The sequence below is a fragment of the Allobranchiibius sp. GilTou73 genome, assembly GCF_021391335.1.
Lineage (GTDB): Bacteria > Actinomycetota > Actinomycetes > Actinomycetales > Dermatophilaceae > Allobranchiibius > Allobranchiibius huperziae.
In genome coordinates, this window is record NZ_CP090051.1 from 1025805 (window position 1) to 1042604 (window position 16800).

Sequence of the window (16800 nt, forward strand, 5' to 3'; positions counted from 1 at the left end):
TCACTCTTCGCTCTCCTGCTCCGCCTGCGCCACGCGCTCCTGCGCCGTACGCCGGTCGGCCTGCGCCCGCTGCAGTGTGGCCTTGGCGTCGCGCACCGCCGAGCGGGCCTCGTCCAGCCGGGCCTGGGCCCGGTCGACCGCCTGCTGAGCCGCCTCGACGGCATCCTCGGCACGTTCCAGGCGGGCCTGTTCGCGCGCCGACCGAGCGGCGGCGGCCCGGCGCGCGGCGTCCTGCCGGGCCGTCCTGCGCCGGTCGTCGTCCGATGCCGCCTCGTCCCCGTCGGGCGCGTCCTCGCCCCTGCCTCCCTGCAGCAACGTCAGCGGAGTCGCGAGCGCGTCGGACAGGTCGACCTCCCCGAACCCGCTGTAGCTGAGGGCCGTCACCAGCGCGCCGCTCTCGACGGCCCGGCCCGCCTGCGGATCGGCGAGCGCGGCCGTGAAGGTGGCGCGCAGTTGCTCTTGGACGGCCGACGTCACAGTCGACTCCTCGGCGCAGGCACGCTCGGTGAGGTCGTCGATCAGCTGGTGACGCTCGACGCCCAGGGTCTTCATGGCCGATGCGTCCAGCTGCGACTGCGCGGCCCGCAGCCGTTCGCCGAGGGAGGCCAGCTCGCCGAGATCGCCCGACGCGCTCAGCCGGTTGATCAGGTGCGCGGCGGCGCTCGGTCGGCGCAGCGCCTTGATCTGCTTGGCGAGGTCGGGGTCCTGCGCCTTCTTCGCTGCAGCGACCAGCGCGTCGCGGGAGCGCACGAAGTCCGCTGGCGGCCCGGCGTACAGCTGGGCGACCGCGTCAGGAAGGGTCGGGGCGGCCACGCACCCATCTTGGCGCTTCCGGGCGGCCGCCCGGGCATCTTCGGGCACGGACGCGGCCCGAAACGGGGAACCGGCGACACGCGCGACGTAGGTTTGCGGCATGGATGCTGATGTCATCGTCGTCGGTGCCGGACTCGCGGGCCTGGTGGCCGCCGGTGAGCTGGTCGAGGCCGGCAAGCGGGTGGCCGTCGTGGAGCAGGAGAACGCCGCCAACCTGGGCGGGCAGGCCTGGTGGTCGTTCGGAGGGCTCTTCCTGATCGACACTCCCGAGCAGCGTCGGATGGGCGTGCACGACTCGGCCGACCTGGCCTGGCAGGACTGGCAGGGCAGCGCCGCGTTCGACCGGCTGGGCGATGAGGACTCCTGGGCGCAGAAGTGGGCCCGCGCGTACGTCGACTTCGCCGCCGGTGAGAAGCGCTCCTGGCTGAAGGACAAGGGCATGGGCTGGCTGGCGCTGGTGGGCTGGGCCGAGCGCGGCGACGGGCGCGCGGACGGGCACGGCAACTCGGTGCCTCGTTTCCACATCACCTGGGGCACGGGCACCGGCGTGGTGAAACCGTTCGTCGACGCGGCCCTGCAGGCCGCCGAGGCCGGGCGGCTCACCTTCCACCACCGGCACCGGGTGACCGAGCTGGTCACGCAGGGCGGGGCGGTGACCGGCGTACGCGGCGACGTGCTCGCGCCCGACGACGCCCCACGCGGTGCTCCCAGCAGCAGGGAGGTCGTCGGCGATTTCGAGCTCACCGCGCAGGCCGTCGTGGTCACGACCGGCGGCATCGGCGGCAACCACGACATGGTTCGGGAGTGGTGGCCGCAGCGGCTCGGGACCGCGCCGAAGCACATGCTGACCGGCGTGCCGGCGTACGTCGACGGCGCGATGATCAAGGTCGCCGAGGATGCCGGCGCCCGCACCGTCAACCGCGACCGGATGTGGCACTACACCGAGGGCATCGCCAACTACGCGCCCGTCTGGCCCCAGCACGCGATCCGCATCCTGCCCGGCCCCTCGCCGATGTGGTTCGACGCCCTCGGGCGGCGGCTGCCGATGCCCTGCTGGCCGGGTTTCGACACGCTGTCCACCTTGCGGCACCTGCGTACGACGCCCGACCTCGCCGAGCACGACCACTCCTGGTTCATCGTCACCCAGAAGATCATCGCCAAGGAGTTCGGCCTGTCCGGCTCCGAGCAGAACCCCGACATCACCGACCGCGACCTGCGCGCGCTCGCTTCCCGGGTCACCTCCGCGGCACCGCCGCCGGTGCAGGCCTTCATGGACAAGGGGCCGGACTTCGTGGTGGCCGACGGGCTGCGCGAGTTGGTCGACGGGATGAACAAGCTCACCGACGAGCCGCTGCTGGAGCACGACCTGATCGAGCGGCAGCTGGTGGCGCGAGATCGCGAGGTGGCGAACAAGTACGCCAAGGACGCTCAGGTCACCGCCATCAACGCCGCCCGCCGCTACCGCGGCGACCGGCTCGCGCGAGTGGCCGCCCCGCACCGCATCCTCGACCCGGCGGCGGGACCACTCATCGGCATCAAGCTGCACATCCTCACCCGCAAGTCGCTCGGCGGCATCCAGACCGACCTCTCCTCACGTGCGCTCGGGCACGACGGCGCACCTGTGCCGGGCCTGTACGCCGCGGGCGAGGCGGCCGGCTTCGGGGGCGGCGGGGTGCACGGCTACAACTCCCTGGAGGGCACCTTCCTCGGCGGGTGCATCTTCTCCGGCCGCGCCGCCGGGCGCGCCGCGGCGGCTGCCGTCGGGTGACGGAGCCACTGCGTGGGATGCTCCCGCTATGACGACGCGCTGGGCCCCGCCGTGGGCGCACGGTGACGGGGAGGCGCCCCGGACCGCCGAGCCCGAGGGAGTCGCCGAGCAGTTGACCGACGGTGCGTCCGGTGCGGGCGACGGCCACAAACGGCCCATCGACGACGTCAGCTTCGGCGTGCAGGTCGCCGCCTGGTGGTCACTGTGCGTGCTGCTGATCCTGGCCGCGATCGCCGCGATCGGCGCGCTGCTCACGCACGTCTACCTCGTCACCGTGACGATCGCCATCGCGGTGATGCTGTGCGCGCTGCTCGAGCCCGCCGTTCGCGTCCTGCGCAGGATCGGCCTGCCCCGCCCGCTGGCCGCGTTCCTGGTCTTCGTGCTCGGGATCGCCGCCATCTCCTTCCTGACCTGGTACGCGCTCTCACAGATCGCGGACGCGAAGGACGTGCTGGTCAATCAGGTGCAGGACGCCGCGGTGACCATCCGGCACTGGCTCGTCTACGGGCCGCTGCACGTCGCGCCCAAGCAGGCGGACAAGTACACGACCCACCTCGGCGACACCCTCGCCCAGAACCAGGGCAACATCCTCTCCGGGGTCGCGTCGCAGGCGAGTGGGGCCCTCGGCATCCTCTCCGGTGCGGTGCTCTGCCTCTTCGCGACGCTCTTCATGCTGCTGGACAACGGCTCGATGTGGCGCTGGGTGGTCCGGCTCGCCCCCGTCCACAGCCGCGGCCACGTCGCGACCGCCGGCGCGGCCGCATGGAGCACGCTCACGGCGTACATGCGCAGCCTCGTGATCCTCGGCGGCCTCAACGCCCTGGCGATGGTGCCCGCGATGTGGATCGCCGGGCTGCCGCTCGTGGCGCCGCTCGCCGTACTGATCTTCCTCGGCTCGCTCGTGCCGCTCATCGGGGTCATCGTCGCGGGGGTGATCGTCTGCCTCATCGCCCTGGTCACCAAGGGAGTGGCGACCGCGATCGTGATGGCGGTGGTCCTGGTGCTCATCGTGCAGCTCTTCGGCAACATCGTGAATCCGATCATCCTGGGCAAGGCCGTCGACCTGCACCCGCTCGCCATCCTGGTGACCGTCACGGCGGGCACGCTGCTCGCCGGGGCGTTCGGCGCCTTCGTGGCCGTGCCGCTCGTGGCGGTGCTGAACAACGGGATCAAGGCGATCCGCAACAGTCGCGAGCCCGAACAGAGGGCCTGATCGATGTCGCACGCGCATCCCGGGCCGTTGCGGCGATTGGCGCTGCGTGCGTACCGCGTGCTGCCGGCCGGACCCAGTCACGTCGTGACGCGGGCGGTGCTGCCGTCGTGGGGGTTCGGCGCGGTCGCACTCATCGAGTACGACGGTCGGGTGCTCGCGCTGCGCCAGACCCATCGCATCGGTCTGTCGCTGCCGGGCGGTCACATCGACCGTGGCGAGCACCCGAGCGAGGCGGTCGTGCGGGAGGTGTGGGAGGAGACCGGCCTGCGGATCACGCCCGGTGACGCGTTCGCGACCGTCTTCGACCCCCGCACGCGCATCGCCGACGTCATCTACCGGGTGCGATGTGACCGGGAGCCGAAGGTGCGGGTCGCGAGTGAGGCCGTCGGCTACGAGTGGGTCGACCCGGAGAACTGGCCGCAGGGCGAGGCGGACGAGTCCACCGAGCGGATCCTCCGAGGGGCCCTCCGGGCGCGTACGACGCCGCAACCGGGCGGCCTGGTCGCGGACGACTGAGCCCCGGCTCCGCTCGACGGAAGGCGTCAGGTCGTGAGCAGGACCTTGCCGATGTGGCTGGACTCGCCGAGGATCCGGTGCGCCCGCGCCGCCTCGGCCAGCGGCAGCCGCTCGTGCACGATGGGCCGCACACGACCGTCGGCGATGAGCGGCCAGACCTGCGCGCGGACGTCGGCCACGATCTTCGCCTTCTCGTCGCGCGGTCGCGCACGCAGACCGGTGGCGGTCACGGTGCCCCACTTGCGCAGCAGCGCGCCGAGGTCGAGCTCGCCCTTGGCGCCGCCGAGCATCCCGATGGTCACCAGGCGGCCGTGCGGGGCGAGCGCTTCGACGTTCTGGGGGAGGTACTTGGCGCCAATGCCGTCGAGGATCACGTCGGCGCCGTGGCCGTCGGTCGCGGCATCCAGTTCGTCCACGAAGTCCTGATCGCGGTAGTTGATGAGGATGTCCGCGCCGAGGGCGCGGCACGCGGCCAGCTTGTCCGGCGAGCCTGCCGTGGTGGCCACCCGCGCACCGAACGCATGCCCCAGCTGGATCGCCATCGTGCCGATGCCGCTCGAACCACCGTGCACGAGAAGAGTTTCGGCTCTCTTCAGCCCTGCGACCATGAAGACGTTGGACCACACGGTGCAGACCACCTCCGGCAGAGCGGCGGCGTCGACCAGGCTCACCCCGGCCGGAACGGGCAGCAGCTGGCCCACCGGGACGATGACCCGCTCGGCGTACCCGCCTCCCGCGAGCAGCGCGCAGACCTCGTCCCCGACCTGCCAGCCCCCGACCCCGTCGCCGAGCTCGGCGATGCGCCCGCTCACCTCGAGCCCGACGATCTCGGACTCGCCGGGCGGCGGCGGGTAGAAACCCTGGCGCTGCATCAGGTCGGCGCGGTTGACGCCCGCGGCGGCAACCTCGACGACGACCTCGCCGCTGCCGGGGGTGGGGTCGGGTACGTCGGCGAGTGTCATGACGTCTTCGTTGCCGAATTTCGGGAGGGTGATGGCCTTCATCCTTCGACCGTAGTCGGGGCGTCGGGCGGGCCCGCGAGGTCCTGCGGGGTGTCCACGTCGTGGGCCGCGGCGTCGTCCACGTCGTACGCCGAGCAGCGCAGCCGACGGGCCCAACTCATCAGGGACGCGCCGACCGGGTCCGGCGGCAGGGCGTCCCGTGCCAGTTCGGTCCGACCCGCCAGCAGCAACGGCTGCGGCCGTCCGTCCGGGGTCCGCGCGAGGACGGCGTCGACGTCGTGCGGCGCGTGCGACAGCTGGCCGGAGAGCGCGACGGCTGCGCGGGCGGCGTACGGCATATCACCGCCGAGGAGGACGAAGGTCGGCGTTGCGACGTCAGCGAGCCCGGCAGCCAGGGCTGCGAGGGGCCCCGCGAACGCCGGTTCTTCGCGCACCCAGGTGATGTCCCGGGTCGTATCATACCACTTGCAAACCATGCTACAGCTCAAACGCTTCTGAAGCATACCCATGGCTGGAAATAATTAACAACACTTCTACCTAGCAGCATGCAGGTATCAGAGGCAGCTGGGCAATCACACCACACATAAATCACTTGTCATTTCCACACAGTCTGTGTGCCCCTCCATGCCTTCACTTGTCTCTTTACCCTGTAGCACACATGCCTCAAAGTATATCACATACACACAGGCAGAAAGGGCAAAGCATAATCCAAAGTTGTAAAGTAACTACTGCAAGTACTTGCCTTCTACATTTCAAAATTTTCCAGCTTCCATGCTACATTCCTTTGTGCCTTGTATGACCCTTGTCAACTTAAATCTACTTGTCATTCTAAACACAAATCGGCTTCCTTTTCCTACAACCCAGATGCTGCTGAACTTTAATCCTTCCAGCCAGTGGCAATCTTCTACCCACCAATGGCCAAGAATCCCTTCTATATTCTTAAAGCATACAAAGCAGAAAAATCCTCTGTCTTTAAACCACTTGCTTTCATTAACCACCAAATCATGGCTTTGTGTCTCATACATCTCATACAATGTAAAAAATTAACTTGAAGTATACCAAAATATATAATGCAGCTAGAGCATGAGCGCTACATTCACTGCACTCTCATGTCCTTCAGCTTCTGTGTGTACTGCCTGCTACTCATCTCAAAACTCACCCATCCCATGACTTGGGCAATCTGCGCATGTAGTATCCACTTACGGAGACCTGCAAGAAAGCACTGCCACCAATACAATCCCCGGCAGACACCATACCCCATCAAGGCAAACTTCCACCCATCATCAAAATGCATCCAAAGACACCATCATGCCCAAACACAGTATTCATGTCATGCAAAAAAATTAAACTGCAGCAGCTTCTGCCACCTGCCCAACCTTTCAGACCCGCTGTTGCTGCGCGCGAGCAGAACACCTGCCTGCCCGTACAAGGGGGATGCAACCTACCGCGACATCGAGACCGACACCGGCACGGTGCACGACGCGATCTGGGTCTACGAGCACCCGCACGACGCAGTCGCCGCGATCGAGGGGCACATGGCCTTCTACCCCGACAAGGTGGAGCTCACGGTCGAGGACTGAGCAGGCCGCCGAGTGGCATACATACCCCTCGAGCGGCGTAGGTATGAGTGCGCCACTCGAAACATGTGTATGCCACTCGAGGGGAGGGGTCAGGGGCGGTGGCCGAGGCGGTGGGACAGATCTGCTGCTGCTCGTACCGTCGATGCCGCCAGCCCGTCGACCGTCTCGCCGGCGAGGCTGTCGTGCGGATAGGTGACGGCGACTCCGGCGACGGGGTGCGCGTTGTGGTCGAGCACGGCGGCCGCGACGGAGGCGAACCCCATGGTCACCGAGTCCTTCTCGACCGCGTAGCCGCGCTGGCGCACCTGGGCGAGCTCCGAGCGCAACGCCGTCAGTGACGTCGCCCCGCGTGCCGCTCGCTGCACGAACGCCGCACGGTCGGGGTAGAGGGCGCGTACCTGGGCCGCCGGGAGAGCGGCCAGCATGGCCAGCCCTGAGGCCGTCAACTGGGCGGGCAGCCGCACGCCCACATCGGTCACCAGCGAAGGACGGCCAGGAGCGCGCTCCTCGATGACGTAGAGCACGTCACGACCGTGCAGCACCACGAGGTGCGCCGTGTGCGTCGTGGTGTCGACCAGGCGGGTGAGCGCCACGCGGGCGATGCGCTGCAACGGCGCCTGCCGGTTGTAGGCCGACCCCAGCTCGAACGCCGAAACGCCGAGTCCCCAGCGTTTCTCCTCACTCAGATGCGTGACGAAACCGCGCTGGCGAAGAGTGGCGAGCAGGTGGTAGGTCGTGGAGCGGGGGAGGCCGACCTCGCGCGCGATCGTGGCCGCGGGCACCGGCTCCGCATGCCCCGCCATCGCCTGCAGGATCGCCAGCACCTGCCCGGCTGCCGGTGCGTTGTCGGCGGGCACGGTCGCTTGGGGCCTCTCAGGCGGCGGGAGTCGATGGGTATGTCTCGGATCCGAGACACCATATGCCCTCCGGTCGTAGTGCTCACCACCCCGAGCGCGGTGCAATGGGGGCATGACGGACACCGCAGTCGAGCAGGACACCAAGAACGTGGTGGAGGTCGGCATCGGTCCCCTCACCATCGAGCAGGTCGTCGACGTGGCGCGAGGGGGCGCGGCCATCCGCCTCAGCGAGGAGTCGCTCGCCGAGGTGCGCGCCAGCCGCTCCTTCATCGACCGGCTGGCCGACGACACCATCCCGCACTACGGCATCTCCACCGGTTTCGGCGCGCTGGCGACCAAGCACATCCCGCCGGAGCAGCGTCGGCAGCTGCAGCGCAGCCTGATCCGCTCACATGCGGCGGGATCCGGGCCCGAGGTCGAGCGTGAGGTCGTACGCGCCACGATGCTGCTGCGCATCTCGACACTCGCCACGGGCCGCACCGGCATCCGCGAGGAGACGCTGACGGCGTATGTCGCGATGCTGAACGCCGGGATCACTCCGGTCGTGCACGAGTACGGCTCGCTCGGCTGCTCCGGTGACCTCGCGCCCCTGGCGCACTGCGCGCTCGCCCTGATGGGCGAGGGTCCGGTGCGCGATGCCGCCGGCAACGTCAAGGATGCCGGCGAGGCGCTCGCCGAGGCCGGCATCGATCCGGTCGAGCTGCAGGAGAAGGAGGGGCTGGCGCTCATCAACGGCACCGACGGGATGCTCGGGATGCTGTGCATGGCGATCGTCGACCTGCGCCTCCTGCTCACCACCGTCGACATCTCCGCCGCGATGAGCGTCGAGGGGCTGCTCGGCACCGACGACGTCTTCGCCGCCGACCTGCACGCGCTCCGTCCCCACACCGGGCAGGAGCTCAGCGCCGCGAACCTGCGGATCGTGCTCGCCGACAGCGAGATCCGCGAGAGCCACCGCGACCCGGCGGCGTGCACGAGGGTCCAGGACGCGTACTCGCTGCGCTGCGCACCGCAGGTGGCCGGGGCCGCGCGCGACACCCTGGCGCACGCTGAGCTGATCGCCTCCCGTGAGCTCGCCGCTGCCGTCGACAACCCGGTCGTGACGATCGACGGCCGGGTGGAGTCCAACGGCAACTTCCACGGCGCACCGGTCGCCTACGTGCTCGACTTCCTCGCGATCGTGATCGCCGACGTCGCGTCGATGAGCGAACGGCGCACCGACCGCTTCCTGGACCCGGCGCGCAACGCCGGCCTGCACGCGTTCCTGGCCGACGACCCCGGCGTGGACTCGGGTTACATGATCGCCCAGTACACCCAGGCGGCGATCGTCTCCGAGCTGAAACGGCTCGCGTCACCGGCCAGCGTCGACTCGATCCCGTCGAGCGCGATGCAGGAGGACCACGTGTCGATGGGGTGGTCCGCGGGCCGCAAGCTGCGGCGCGCGCTCGACGGCCTCACCCGGGTGCTCGCCATCGAGATGCTCACGGCCGCACGGGGAATCGCGCTGCGTGCACCTCTCACATCCTCGCCCGGTACGGCGGCCGTCGTTCGCGCGTTGCCCGGGCCCGGTCCCGACCGTTTCCTCGCCCCCGACATCGAGGCCGCGGTGCAGCTGGTGGGCTCCGGTGACGCGGTGCGGCACGCTGAGGGCGTCGTCGGGAGACTCGCGTGACACCCCACGAAGCAACAACCATGAGGTACATCCACACGGCACGGAGGAAATGATGGAAGGCGCACGCCCGGTCCGCGCACCTCGCGGCACGACTCTCTCCGCACGGTCCTGGTCGACCGAGGCACCCATGCGGATGCTGATGAACAACCTCGACCCGGAGGTCGCCGAACGCCCCGACGACCTGGTCGTCTACGGCGGCACCGGCCGCGCCGCCCGCGACTGGCGGTCCTTCGACGCCATCGTGCGCACCCTGCAAACACTGCGCGAGGACGAGACCATGCTCGTGCAGTCCGGCCGACCGGTCGGGGTCATGCAGACCCACGAGTGGGCGCCGCGCGTGCTCATCGCCAACTCCAACCTCGTCCCCGACTGGGCGACCTGGCCGGAGTTCCGTCGTCTGGAGCACCTCGGCCTCACGATGTACGGGCAGATGACCGCGGGATCCTGGATCTACATCGGCACCCAGGGCATCGTCCAGGGCACCTACGAGACCTTCGCGGCGGTGGCCGAGAAGCGTTTCGGCGGCACCCTGGCGGGCACGCTCACCTTGACCGGTGGCTGCGGTGGGATGGGTGGCGCTCAACCACTGGCTGTCACATTGAATAACGGTGTGTGTCTGATCGTCGACGTCGACGAGACGCGGTTGCGACGCCGCGTGGATCACCGCTACCTCGACGAGGTCGCCGACGACCTCGACGACGCGGTCGCGAAGGCGTTGGCCGCCAAGCGAGCCCGCCGTGCGTACTCCGTGGGCGTGGTGGGCAACGCGGCTGTGGTCTTCCCTGAGCTGCTCCGTCGCGGAGTGGAGATCGACATCGTCACCGACCAGACGAGCGCTCACGACCCGCTCTCCTACCTCCCGGACGACGTCGAACTCGGCGACTGGCACGACTACGCCGACAAGAAGCCCGAGGACTTCACCGACCGAGCCCGCGCGTCGATGGCGCGCCAGGTCAAGGCCATGGTCGAGTTCCAGGACGCGGGCGCCGAGGTCTTCGACTACGGCAACTCGATCCGCGACGAGGCCCGACTCGGCGGGTACGACCGGGCGTTCGAGTTCCCGGGCTTCGTGCCGGCGTACATCCGGCCGCTCTTCTGCGAGGGCAAGGGCCCGTTCCGCTGGGTCGCGCTCAGCGGCGACCCGAAGGACATCTACGCGACCGACAAGGCCGTGATGGACCTCTTCCCCGACAACGACCGCCTGCAGAAGTGGATGCGCGGCGCGAAGGAGAAGATCGCCTTCCAGGGGCTGCCCGCGCGGATCTGCTGGCTGGGGTACGGCGAGCGCGACAAGGCGGGCCTCGCCATCAACGACCTCGTCGCCAGTGGTGAGGTGTCTGCGCCGATCGTCATCGGTCGCGACCACCTTGACTGCGGTTCGGTCGCGTCGCCCTATCGCGAAACCGAAGCGATGGCAGACGGATCCGACGCGATCGCCGACTGGCCGCTGCTCAACGCGATGGTCAACACCGCGTCCGGCGCGAGCTGGGTGTCGATCCACCACGGCGGCGGCGTCGGCATCGGCCGCTCCCAGCACGCCGGTCAGGTGACCGTCGCCGACGGCACCGCGCTGGCCGCCGAGAAGCTGCGCAGGGTGCTCACCAACGACCCGGGCATGGGCGTCATCCGGCACGTTGACGCGGGCTATGACCGCGCGGAAGAGGTCGCGGAGGCCCGCGGCGTGCGCGTGCCGATGCGCGAGGGCTGAGCCGGTGTCCACCGACGTGTCGTACGCCGGTTTCGACCGGATGTGGGCCGACCTGCAACCGGTCGGCCGGGTCGCCTCCGGCGGATACCGGCGGTTCGCCTGGACTCGCGAGGACCACACCCTGCGCGAGTGGTTCGCCGGGGAGTGTGCGGCACGCGGACTGGACCTGGTCGAGGACCGGATGGGCAACCAGTGGGCGTGGTGGGGCAATCCCGACGCCACACCAGGGGTCGTCGCAGGCTCTCACCTGGACTCCGTGCCGGACGGCGGCGCGTACGACGGCCCGCTCGGTGTCGTCAGCGCCCTCGCTGCGGTGGATGCGTTGCGGGACAGTGGTTTTCAACCCAGTCGTCCGATCGGGGTCGTCAACTTCGGCGACGAGGAGGGCGCCCGCTTCGGGGTTGCCTGCGCCGGGTCCCGGGTCATCACCGGCGAGCTCGACGCCGACCGCGCGCTCGGCCTCACCGACGCCGACGGGGTCACGATGGGGGAGGCGCTGAAGCGGGCCGGACGACCCGCCTCGATCGGCACGGACGAGGACGCCGTACGCCGGATCGGCAGCTTCGTGGAGCTGCACGTCGAGCAGGGCCGGGCGATGGCCGACGCCGACCGTTACGACCAGGACCACGCAGCCGTGGCGATCGGCACCGACATCTGGCCGCACGGTCGCTGGCGGCTCGACTTCGTGGGCATCGCCAACCACGCGGGTACGACGCGTCTGGAGGACCGGCACGACGCGATGCTCGCGTGCGCGACGGCTGTTGCCGAGGCGCGGGGCCTGGCCGAGAAGCACGGCTGCGTTGCGACGATCGGCAAGCTGCGGGTCGAACCCAACGGAGTCAACGCCATCCCCTCGCACGTGACGGCCTGGCTCGATGCCCGCGGTGCCGAAGAGGCGGCCGTCCTGGCGATGGTCGAGGAACTGTCGGAGGGCGCGGCCGCCGAGGTGAATCGCGAGTCGTGGACGCCCACCACGGCGTTCGACACGTCGTTGGCCGATCGGCTGCACAACATCCTCGGTGACGTGCCCATGCTCGGCACGGGTGCCGGACACGACGCGGGCATCCTCTCCAATGCGGGCGTCAGCACCGCGATGCTCTTCGTGCGCAACCCCACCGGCGTCTCGCACTCGCCGGAGGAGTTCGCCGAACAGGCCGACTGTCACGTCGGCGTACGCGCCCTCACCGCCGTCCTGCAGGACCTGGCCGGATGACCGCCTACTGGGCGGCGCACGCGCTGCTGCCGACCGGGCTGGCCGCCGACGTCCGCTTCGACATCGACGACGGCCGCTTCACCGCGGTGTTGCCGGGTCAGCCACAGGGCGACGCCCACCGGCTGCCCGGTGTGGTGCTGCCGGGTCTCGCGAACTGCCACAGCCACGCGTTCCACCGCGCGTTGCGAGGGCGCACCCACACCGGTGGCGGGACCTTCTGGACCTGGCGTGACGGCATGTACGACGTTGCGGCGCAACTGGATCCGGACAGCTACCTCCGGCTGGTGCGAGCGACGTACGCCGAGATGGCACTTGCCGGAATCACGAGCGTGGGGGAGTTCCACTACCTGCACCACGCGCCGGGCGGTCGCCCCTACGACGACCCCAACGCGATGGGTGAGGCGTTGCGGCAGGCCGCCCGCGACGCCGGCGTCCGCCTCACGCTGCTCGACACGTGCTACCTCGCCGGTGGATTGACCGACGACGGGCACGAGCCGCTGAGCCCCGAGCAACTGCGCTTCGGCGACGGGGACGTCGAGGCCTGGGCCGACCGCATGCAGGCGTTGCGCGAGGACGACAACACCCGGATCGGGTCTGCCATCCACTCCGTACGTGCCGTGCCCAGCGAGGCCGTCCCGACCGTGGTGGCCGCCACCGGTGACCGGCCGCTGCACGCGCATCTTTCCGAGCAACGTGCCGAGAACGACACGTGCGTGCGGTATTACGGCGTGACGCCGACCCGGTTGCTGCACGACGGCGGCGCTCTGACGGCACGTACGACCGCCGTGCACGCCACCCATCTGACCCAGGACGACATCGCCCTGCTGGGGAGGCGAAGACCACAGCGTGCTTCTGCCCCACCACCGAACGCGACCTGGCCGACGGCATCGGCCCGGCCCGCAGACTCAGTGACGCTGGGGCGCCGCTCAGCCTGGGCAGCGACCAGCACGCGGTGATCGATCTCTTCGAGGAGGTGCGGGCACTGGAGATGCACGAGCGCCTGATGTCCCACGAGCGTGGCCGTTTCACCCTGACGGGACTGCACCAGGCCCTCGTCGCCCACGGGAGTCTGGCGTGGCCCGACGCGGGTGCGCTCGCGCGGGGAATGCGAGCCGATCTCGTTGCCGCGGCTACGGACTCGGCGCGTACGGCCGGTTCGGATCCTGCGCAGATCGTCTACTCGGCCACGGCAGCCGACGTGCACACCGTCATCCGCGACGGCGAGATGGTCGTCGAAGGCGGCCGGCACGTGCTGGGTGACGTCGGCACCCTCCTCACCGAGGCCATCGACCCGCTCTGGGAGGGACTCGCATGACCAGCACCGTCGTCACCAACATCGGCGAGCTCGTCACCGTCGACGGCACCCGCGGCGACGAGCTGGGCATCGTCCACGACGCCGCGCTGATCGCGACCGACGGTCGCATCGACTGGATCGGCAGCACATCCGCCGCACCGGCAGCCGATCGGTCCGTCGACGCCGAAGGCCGCTGCGTGCTGCCGGGATTCGTCGACAGCCACTCCCACCTCGTCTTCGCCGGCGACCGCTCGGCGGAGTTCGAGGCCCGGATGACCGGCACGCCGTACGACGGGGGCGGCATCGCGCGCACGATGGCGGCGACCCGCGCGGCGACCGACGACGAGCTGCGAGCCCTCGTCGGGCGCCGGGTCGCCGAGATGCGCGCGCAGGGCACCACCACGGTGGAGATCAAGAGCGGTTACGGGCTAACCCCCCACGACGAGGCGCGGGCGTTGCGGATCGCGGGGGAGTTCACCGCCGAGACCACCTATCTGGGCGCCCACGTCGTCCCGCCCGACGCGCGTGACGACCGCGCCGCGTACCTCGACCTGGTGACGGGCAACATGCTGGCCGCCTGCGCGCCGCACGCCCGCTGGATCGACGTCTTCTGCGAGCCGCACAGCCCGAACGCCTTCACCGAGGAGGAGTCGCGGCGGGTGCTGCGTGCGGGACAGGACGCCGGCCTGCTGGCGCGGGTGCACGGCAACCAGCTCGGACCCGGTCCGGGCGTGCTCCTCGCCGTCGAGGTCGGCGCGGCGAGCGTCGACCACTGCACCTACCTGACCGGCGAGGATGTCGAGGCCCTCGCCGGCTCCGACACCGTGGCGACGCTGCTCCCCGGTGTGGAGTTCTCCACGCGCTCGCCGTACCCCGACGGGGGTGCGCTGCTCGACGCCGGCGTGCGGGTCGCGCTCGCCACCGACTGCAACCCCGGCACCTGCTATTCCAGCTCCATGCCGTTCGTCATCGCGCTCGCGGTGCGCGAGATGGGGATGACGCCCGCGCAGGCCGTCCGTGCGGCTACCGCCGGGAGCGCCGCAGCACTGCGTCGGGACGACATCGGCGTGCTCCGGGTCGGTGCCCGGGCCGATCTCACCGCCCTGGATGCCCCCAGCTATCGACACCTGCCCTACCGGCCCGGCGTCCCGCTGGCTCACGTGATTCTGGACGGACGCTGAGCGCGGGTTAGCCTTACCTTCGTGACCGACGCCTCTCCCGACCCCGCCCTGGTGGAGATCGGTCACGCCTGCGCGGACTTCGCCCGGACCGGCGACGCCGACCGGCTCGCGGCGTACGTCGACCGCGGTGTCCCGGTGGACCTCACCGACGCCTCGGGAAACACGCTGCTGATGCTCGCGGCGTACCACGGGCACGCCTCCGCGGTGAAGGCGCTGATAGAGCGCGGCGCCGACGTCAACCGGCTCAACGACCGGGGGCAGTCGCCGTTGGCCGGCGCCGTCTTCAAGGGTGAGGACACCATCGTGTGGGTGCTGCTCGAGGCCGGCGCCGACGTCGACGCCGGCAGCCCGTCCGCAGCCCAGACGGCAGAACTCTTCGGCCAGGGCGACCTGCTGCGCTGAGCGCTGGGACGCGGCGTAGGAAAGTGACCGCACGGCCGACAACCCGCGCTGGGTACTGGACGCGGCCTAGGAAAGTGACCGCACGGCCGACAACCTGTCGCTCGGCCAACTACGCGTACGTTTGGGGTGAACGGCACACCGTCGGCCGCAGCGCGACTGCACGAATCAACGCGATCGATTGCACATATCTGATCGAGTGAGCGGGCACAGTGACGGGCATGGACTTACCTGACGTCATGTGTCGCTATGCGGAACGTTTCACATCCCTCGGGCAGAAGCACGGTGTGGCATCACCGTTGGGTGCCTGGCTGGTGCTCGCGCTCGCTGCGCCCGCGGCGTCCGGCGACCTGGCGGAGGAGATCGCTAACGCCCTCGGCGCCGACGTCGACACCGCTCATGCCGCGGCGACCGAGCTGCTCGCCCATCCGCATCCGGCGGTGTCCGCGGCGGCAGCCGCCTGGAGGATCGACGGTCTCCCCGGGCTGGACCCGTGGATGGCCACCCTGCCCGCCGAGGTCGAGACCGGTGGGATGCCGACGCAGGATCAGGCCGACTCGTGGGCCCGTGCGAACACACTCGGCCTCATCGACCGGTTCCCAGTGAAGACCGCGGACTTCGTCGTGCTGCTCGCCTCGGCGCTGGCAACCCGTGTCACCTGGGCGACGCCGTTCGAGACCATCGACGCCGCAGAGCTGCGCGGTCCATGGAGCTCCGCTCTCGACAGGGTGCTGGGCGCATCCGGCTTACTAGGACACAGCGCGTACATCACCGAGACCGAACGCGCCGGGCTCGTCGCCGTGCACAGCGCCCTGGCCGACGACCTCGAGGTCATCTCGGTGATCGCCGACCCCGCCGTGGCACCGTCCGACGTGCTCGCGGCCGCGCACGATATCGCCCTACGGCAGTCCCGGCCCTCGGGCGGCTCCAGAACTGTGTCGCTGTTCGACCTGCCGCTCGGCGACAGCGCATTGTGGACGATTATCGAGGAAGAGGCTTCGGAGAGGGGAGAGCGCATCGAGACGCTCCTCCCGGCATGGCATGCCGACAGCAGGCACGATCTGCTCAGCGAGCCGGGATTGGGGTTCGCATCGGCCGGGCAGGCGCTACGACAGCTCGTCAGCGTGCAAGGGCCGCTCGAGGCTACGCAGAGTGCGGTTGCTCGCTACGGCCGTCGCGGATTCGAAGCCGCGGCTGTCCCCCTGCTCGGCGTTGCAATCAGTTCGGTCCCGGCCCGAACGTCGGGTCTGCACCGCACCGCTACTCTCCGGTTCGGCCACCCGTACGCCGTCGTCGCCACCGCCCTGGGGCCCACGCCCGACGATCCGTGGGACGGGCTCCCGGTCTTCGCCGCCTGGGTCGCCGACCCCGAGGACGCGCAGGACTGACGCCACTCAACCGATGCCCACGGTGTGGCGTCTCAGGAGTGTGACGAGCATCCGTACGGCCCCGGCATTCCTGGTGGTGGCCGCGGCTTGCGCGGCACTGACAAGATGCGGTTCGACATCACCGCGGGGCCCCGGCAGCCCGAGCACGGCGAATCAACGCCAGGTGACCCATCTAGCCACTCCGACGGCTGGTCCCACTCGCGCCTCGGCGTCGACCAACAGAGCGCGGACTCTCG

The 16800-nt window shown here is 69.7% G+C and carries 17 protein-coding genes; 12 read left to right on the top strand and 5 right to left on the bottom strand.

Features of this window, described 5'->3' with window-relative positions; translation table 11 throughout:
- Window positions 1-813: a hypothetical protein gene (locus tag LVQ62_RS05130; protein ID WP_233765944.1), complete on the bottom strand. Its 813-nt coding sequence runs from the start codon at window positions 811-813 to the stop codon at window positions 1-3.
- Window positions 814-913: 100 nt separating this feature from the next.
- Here LVQ62_RS05130 and LVQ62_RS05135 point away from each other — a divergent pair, with 100 nt between their 5' ends.
- From LVQ62_RS05135 to LVQ62_RS05145, 3 genes are read left to right on the top strand one after another with little or no spacing between them, the layout of a single operon-like run.
- Complete coding sequence (locus LVQ62_RS05135) at window positions 914-2581, top strand: FAD-binding dehydrogenase (RefSeq protein ID WP_179483224.1); 1668 nt, start codon at window positions 914-916, stop codon at window positions 2579-2581.
- A 28-nt stretch (window positions 2582-2609) separates the two neighbouring features.
- Window positions 2610-3794, top strand: coding sequence for an AI-2E family transporter (locus tag LVQ62_RS05140; protein ID WP_233765946.1), 1185 nt, complete (start codon window positions 2610-2612; stop codon window positions 3792-3794).
- 3 nt (window positions 3795-3797) lie between these two features.
- Entirely contained in the window at window positions 3798-4310 is a 513-nt protein-coding gene (locus LVQ62_RS05145) for an NUDIX domain-containing protein (RefSeq protein ID WP_233765948.1), read from the top strand.
- Window positions 4311-4336: 26 nt separating this feature from the next.
- Here the strand turns inward: LVQ62_RS05145 and LVQ62_RS05150 are convergent, their stop codons facing one another.
- The 3 genes from LVQ62_RS05150 to LVQ62_RS05160 form a co-directional block, all read right to left on the bottom strand.
- Entirely contained in the window at window positions 4337-5314 is a 978-nt protein-coding gene (locus LVQ62_RS05150) for an NAD(P)H-quinone oxidoreductase (RefSeq protein WP_233765950.1), read from the bottom strand.
- Window positions 5311-5781, bottom strand: coding sequence for an NTP transferase domain-containing protein (locus LVQ62_RS05155; RefSeq protein ID WP_370639672.1), 471 nt, complete (start codon window positions 5779-5781; stop codon window positions 5311-5313). The genes LVQ62_RS05150 and LVQ62_RS05155 overlap by 4 nt, the downstream gene beginning before the upstream one ends.
- Before the next feature lie 243 nt (window positions 5782-6024).
- Entirely contained in the window at window positions 6025-6297 is a 273-nt protein-coding gene (locus tag LVQ62_RS05160; protein ID WP_233765954.1) for a hypothetical protein, read from the bottom strand.
- A 366-nt stretch (window positions 6298-6663) separates the two neighbouring features.
- Here LVQ62_RS05160 and LVQ62_RS05165 point away from each other — a divergent pair, with 366 nt between their 5' ends.
- Window positions 6664-6852 (top strand): DUF427 domain-containing protein, encoded by a 189-nt coding sequence (locus LVQ62_RS05165; protein ID WP_233765958.1) that lies wholly within the window; start codon window positions 6664-6666, stop codon window positions 6850-6852.
- An 89-nt stretch (window positions 6853-6941) separates the two neighbouring features.
- Here LVQ62_RS05165 and LVQ62_RS05170 read toward each other — a convergent pair whose 3' ends face one another.
- Window positions 6942-7709 carry an IclR family transcriptional regulator gene (locus LVQ62_RS05170; RefSeq protein ID WP_233765960.1) on the bottom strand — a complete coding sequence of 256 codons (768 nt, stop codon included), beginning with the start codon at window positions 7707-7709 and terminating at the stop codon, window positions 6942-6944.
- Window positions 7710-7821: 112 nt separating this feature from the next.
- Here LVQ62_RS05170 and hutH point away from each other — a divergent pair, with 112 nt between their 5' ends.
- The 8 genes from hutH (at window position 7822) to LVQ62_RS05205 (ending at window position 16564) form a co-directional block, all read left to right on the top strand.
- Window positions 7822-9381, top strand: a complete 1560-nt coding sequence (hutH, locus tag LVQ62_RS05175) for a histidine ammonia-lyase (protein ID WP_233765962.1) — start codon at window positions 7822-7824, stop codon at window positions 9379-9381.
- Between the two features lie 52 nt (window positions 9382-9433).
- Window positions 9434-11089 carry a urocanate hydratase gene (gene hutU, locus LVQ62_RS05180; protein WP_233765964.1) on the top strand — a complete coding sequence of 552 codons (1656 nt, stop codon included), beginning with the start codon at window positions 9434-9436 and terminating at the stop codon, window positions 11087-11089.
- Window positions 11090-11093: 4 nt separating this feature from the next.
- Window positions 11094-12302 (top strand): allantoate amidohydrolase, encoded by a 1209-nt coding sequence (locus LVQ62_RS05185; RefSeq protein WP_370639673.1) that lies wholly within the window; start codon window positions 11094-11096, stop codon window positions 12300-12302.
- A complete protein-coding gene (locus LVQ62_RS05190) occupies window positions 12299-13258 on the top strand; it encodes a formimidoylglutamate deiminase (protein ID WP_370639674.1) in 960 nt (319 codons plus the stop codon). Before LVQ62_RS05185 ends, LVQ62_RS05190 begins: the two co-directional genes overlap by 4 nt.
- Window positions 13189-13617, top strand: coding sequence for a hypothetical protein (locus LVQ62_RS17730; protein WP_370639701.1), 429 nt, complete (start codon window positions 13189-13191; stop codon window positions 13615-13617). Before LVQ62_RS05190 ends, LVQ62_RS17730 begins: the two co-directional genes overlap by 70 nt.
- Complete coding sequence (gene hutI, locus LVQ62_RS05195; protein ID WP_233765967.1) at window positions 13614-14777, top strand: imidazolonepropionase; 1164 nt, start codon at window positions 13614-13616, stop codon at window positions 14775-14777. Before LVQ62_RS17730 ends, hutI begins: the two co-directional genes overlap by 4 nt.
- A 21-nt stretch (window positions 14778-14798) precedes the next feature.
- Window positions 14799-15179, top strand: coding sequence for an ankyrin repeat domain-containing protein (locus LVQ62_RS05200; RefSeq protein WP_179483212.1), 381 nt, complete (start codon window positions 14799-14801; stop codon window positions 15177-15179).
- A gap of 284 nt (window positions 15180-15463) precedes the next feature.
- Window positions 15464-16564 (top strand): hypothetical protein, encoded by a 1101-nt coding sequence (locus tag LVQ62_RS05205; protein ID WP_233765969.1) that lies wholly within the window; start codon window positions 15464-15466, stop codon window positions 16562-16564.
- Window positions 16565-16800 lie beyond the last annotated feature (236 nt).

What these genes read in the sequence shown, in the direction of transcription:
- LVQ62_RS05135 (WP_179483224.1), top strand. Translation starts at nt 914, where the DNA reads ATGGATGCTGATGTCATCGTCGTCGGTGCCGGACTCGCGGGCCTGGTG.
- LVQ62_RS05140 (WP_233765946.1), top strand. Translation starts at nt 2,610, where the DNA reads ATGACGACGCGCTGGGCCCCGCCGTGGGCGCACGGTGACGGGGAGGCG.
- LVQ62_RS05145 (WP_233765948.1), top strand. Translation starts at nt 3,798, where the DNA reads ATGTCGCACGCGCATCCCGGGCCGTTGCGGCGATTGGCGCTGCGTGCG.
- LVQ62_RS05150 (WP_233765950.1), bottom strand. Translation starts at nt 5,314, where the DNA reads ATGAAGGCCATCACCCTCCCGAAATTCGGCAACGAAGACGTCATGACA.
- LVQ62_RS05155 (WP_370639672.1), bottom strand. Translation starts at nt 5,781, where the DNA reads ATGGGTATGCTTCAGAAGCGTTTGAGCTGTAGCATGGTTTGCAAGTGG.
- LVQ62_RS05160 (WP_233765954.1), bottom strand. Translation starts at nt 6,297, where the DNA reads ATGTATGAGACACAAAGCCATGATTTGGTGGTTAATGAAAGCAAGTGG.
- hutH (WP_233765962.1), top strand. Translation starts at nt 7,822, where the DNA reads ATGACGGACACCGCAGTCGAGCAGGACACCAAGAACGTGGTGGAGGTC.
- hutU (WP_233765964.1), top strand. Translation starts at nt 9,434, where the DNA reads ATGGAAGGCGCACGCCCGGTCCGCGCACCTCGCGGCACGACTCTCTCC.
- LVQ62_RS05190 (WP_370639674.1), top strand. Translation starts at nt 12,299, where the DNA reads ATGACCGCCTACTGGGCGGCGCACGCGCTGCTGCCGACCGGGCTGGCC.
- hutI (WP_233765967.1), top strand. Translation starts at nt 13,614, where the DNA reads ATGACCAGCACCGTCGTCACCAACATCGGCGAGCTCGTCACCGTCGAC.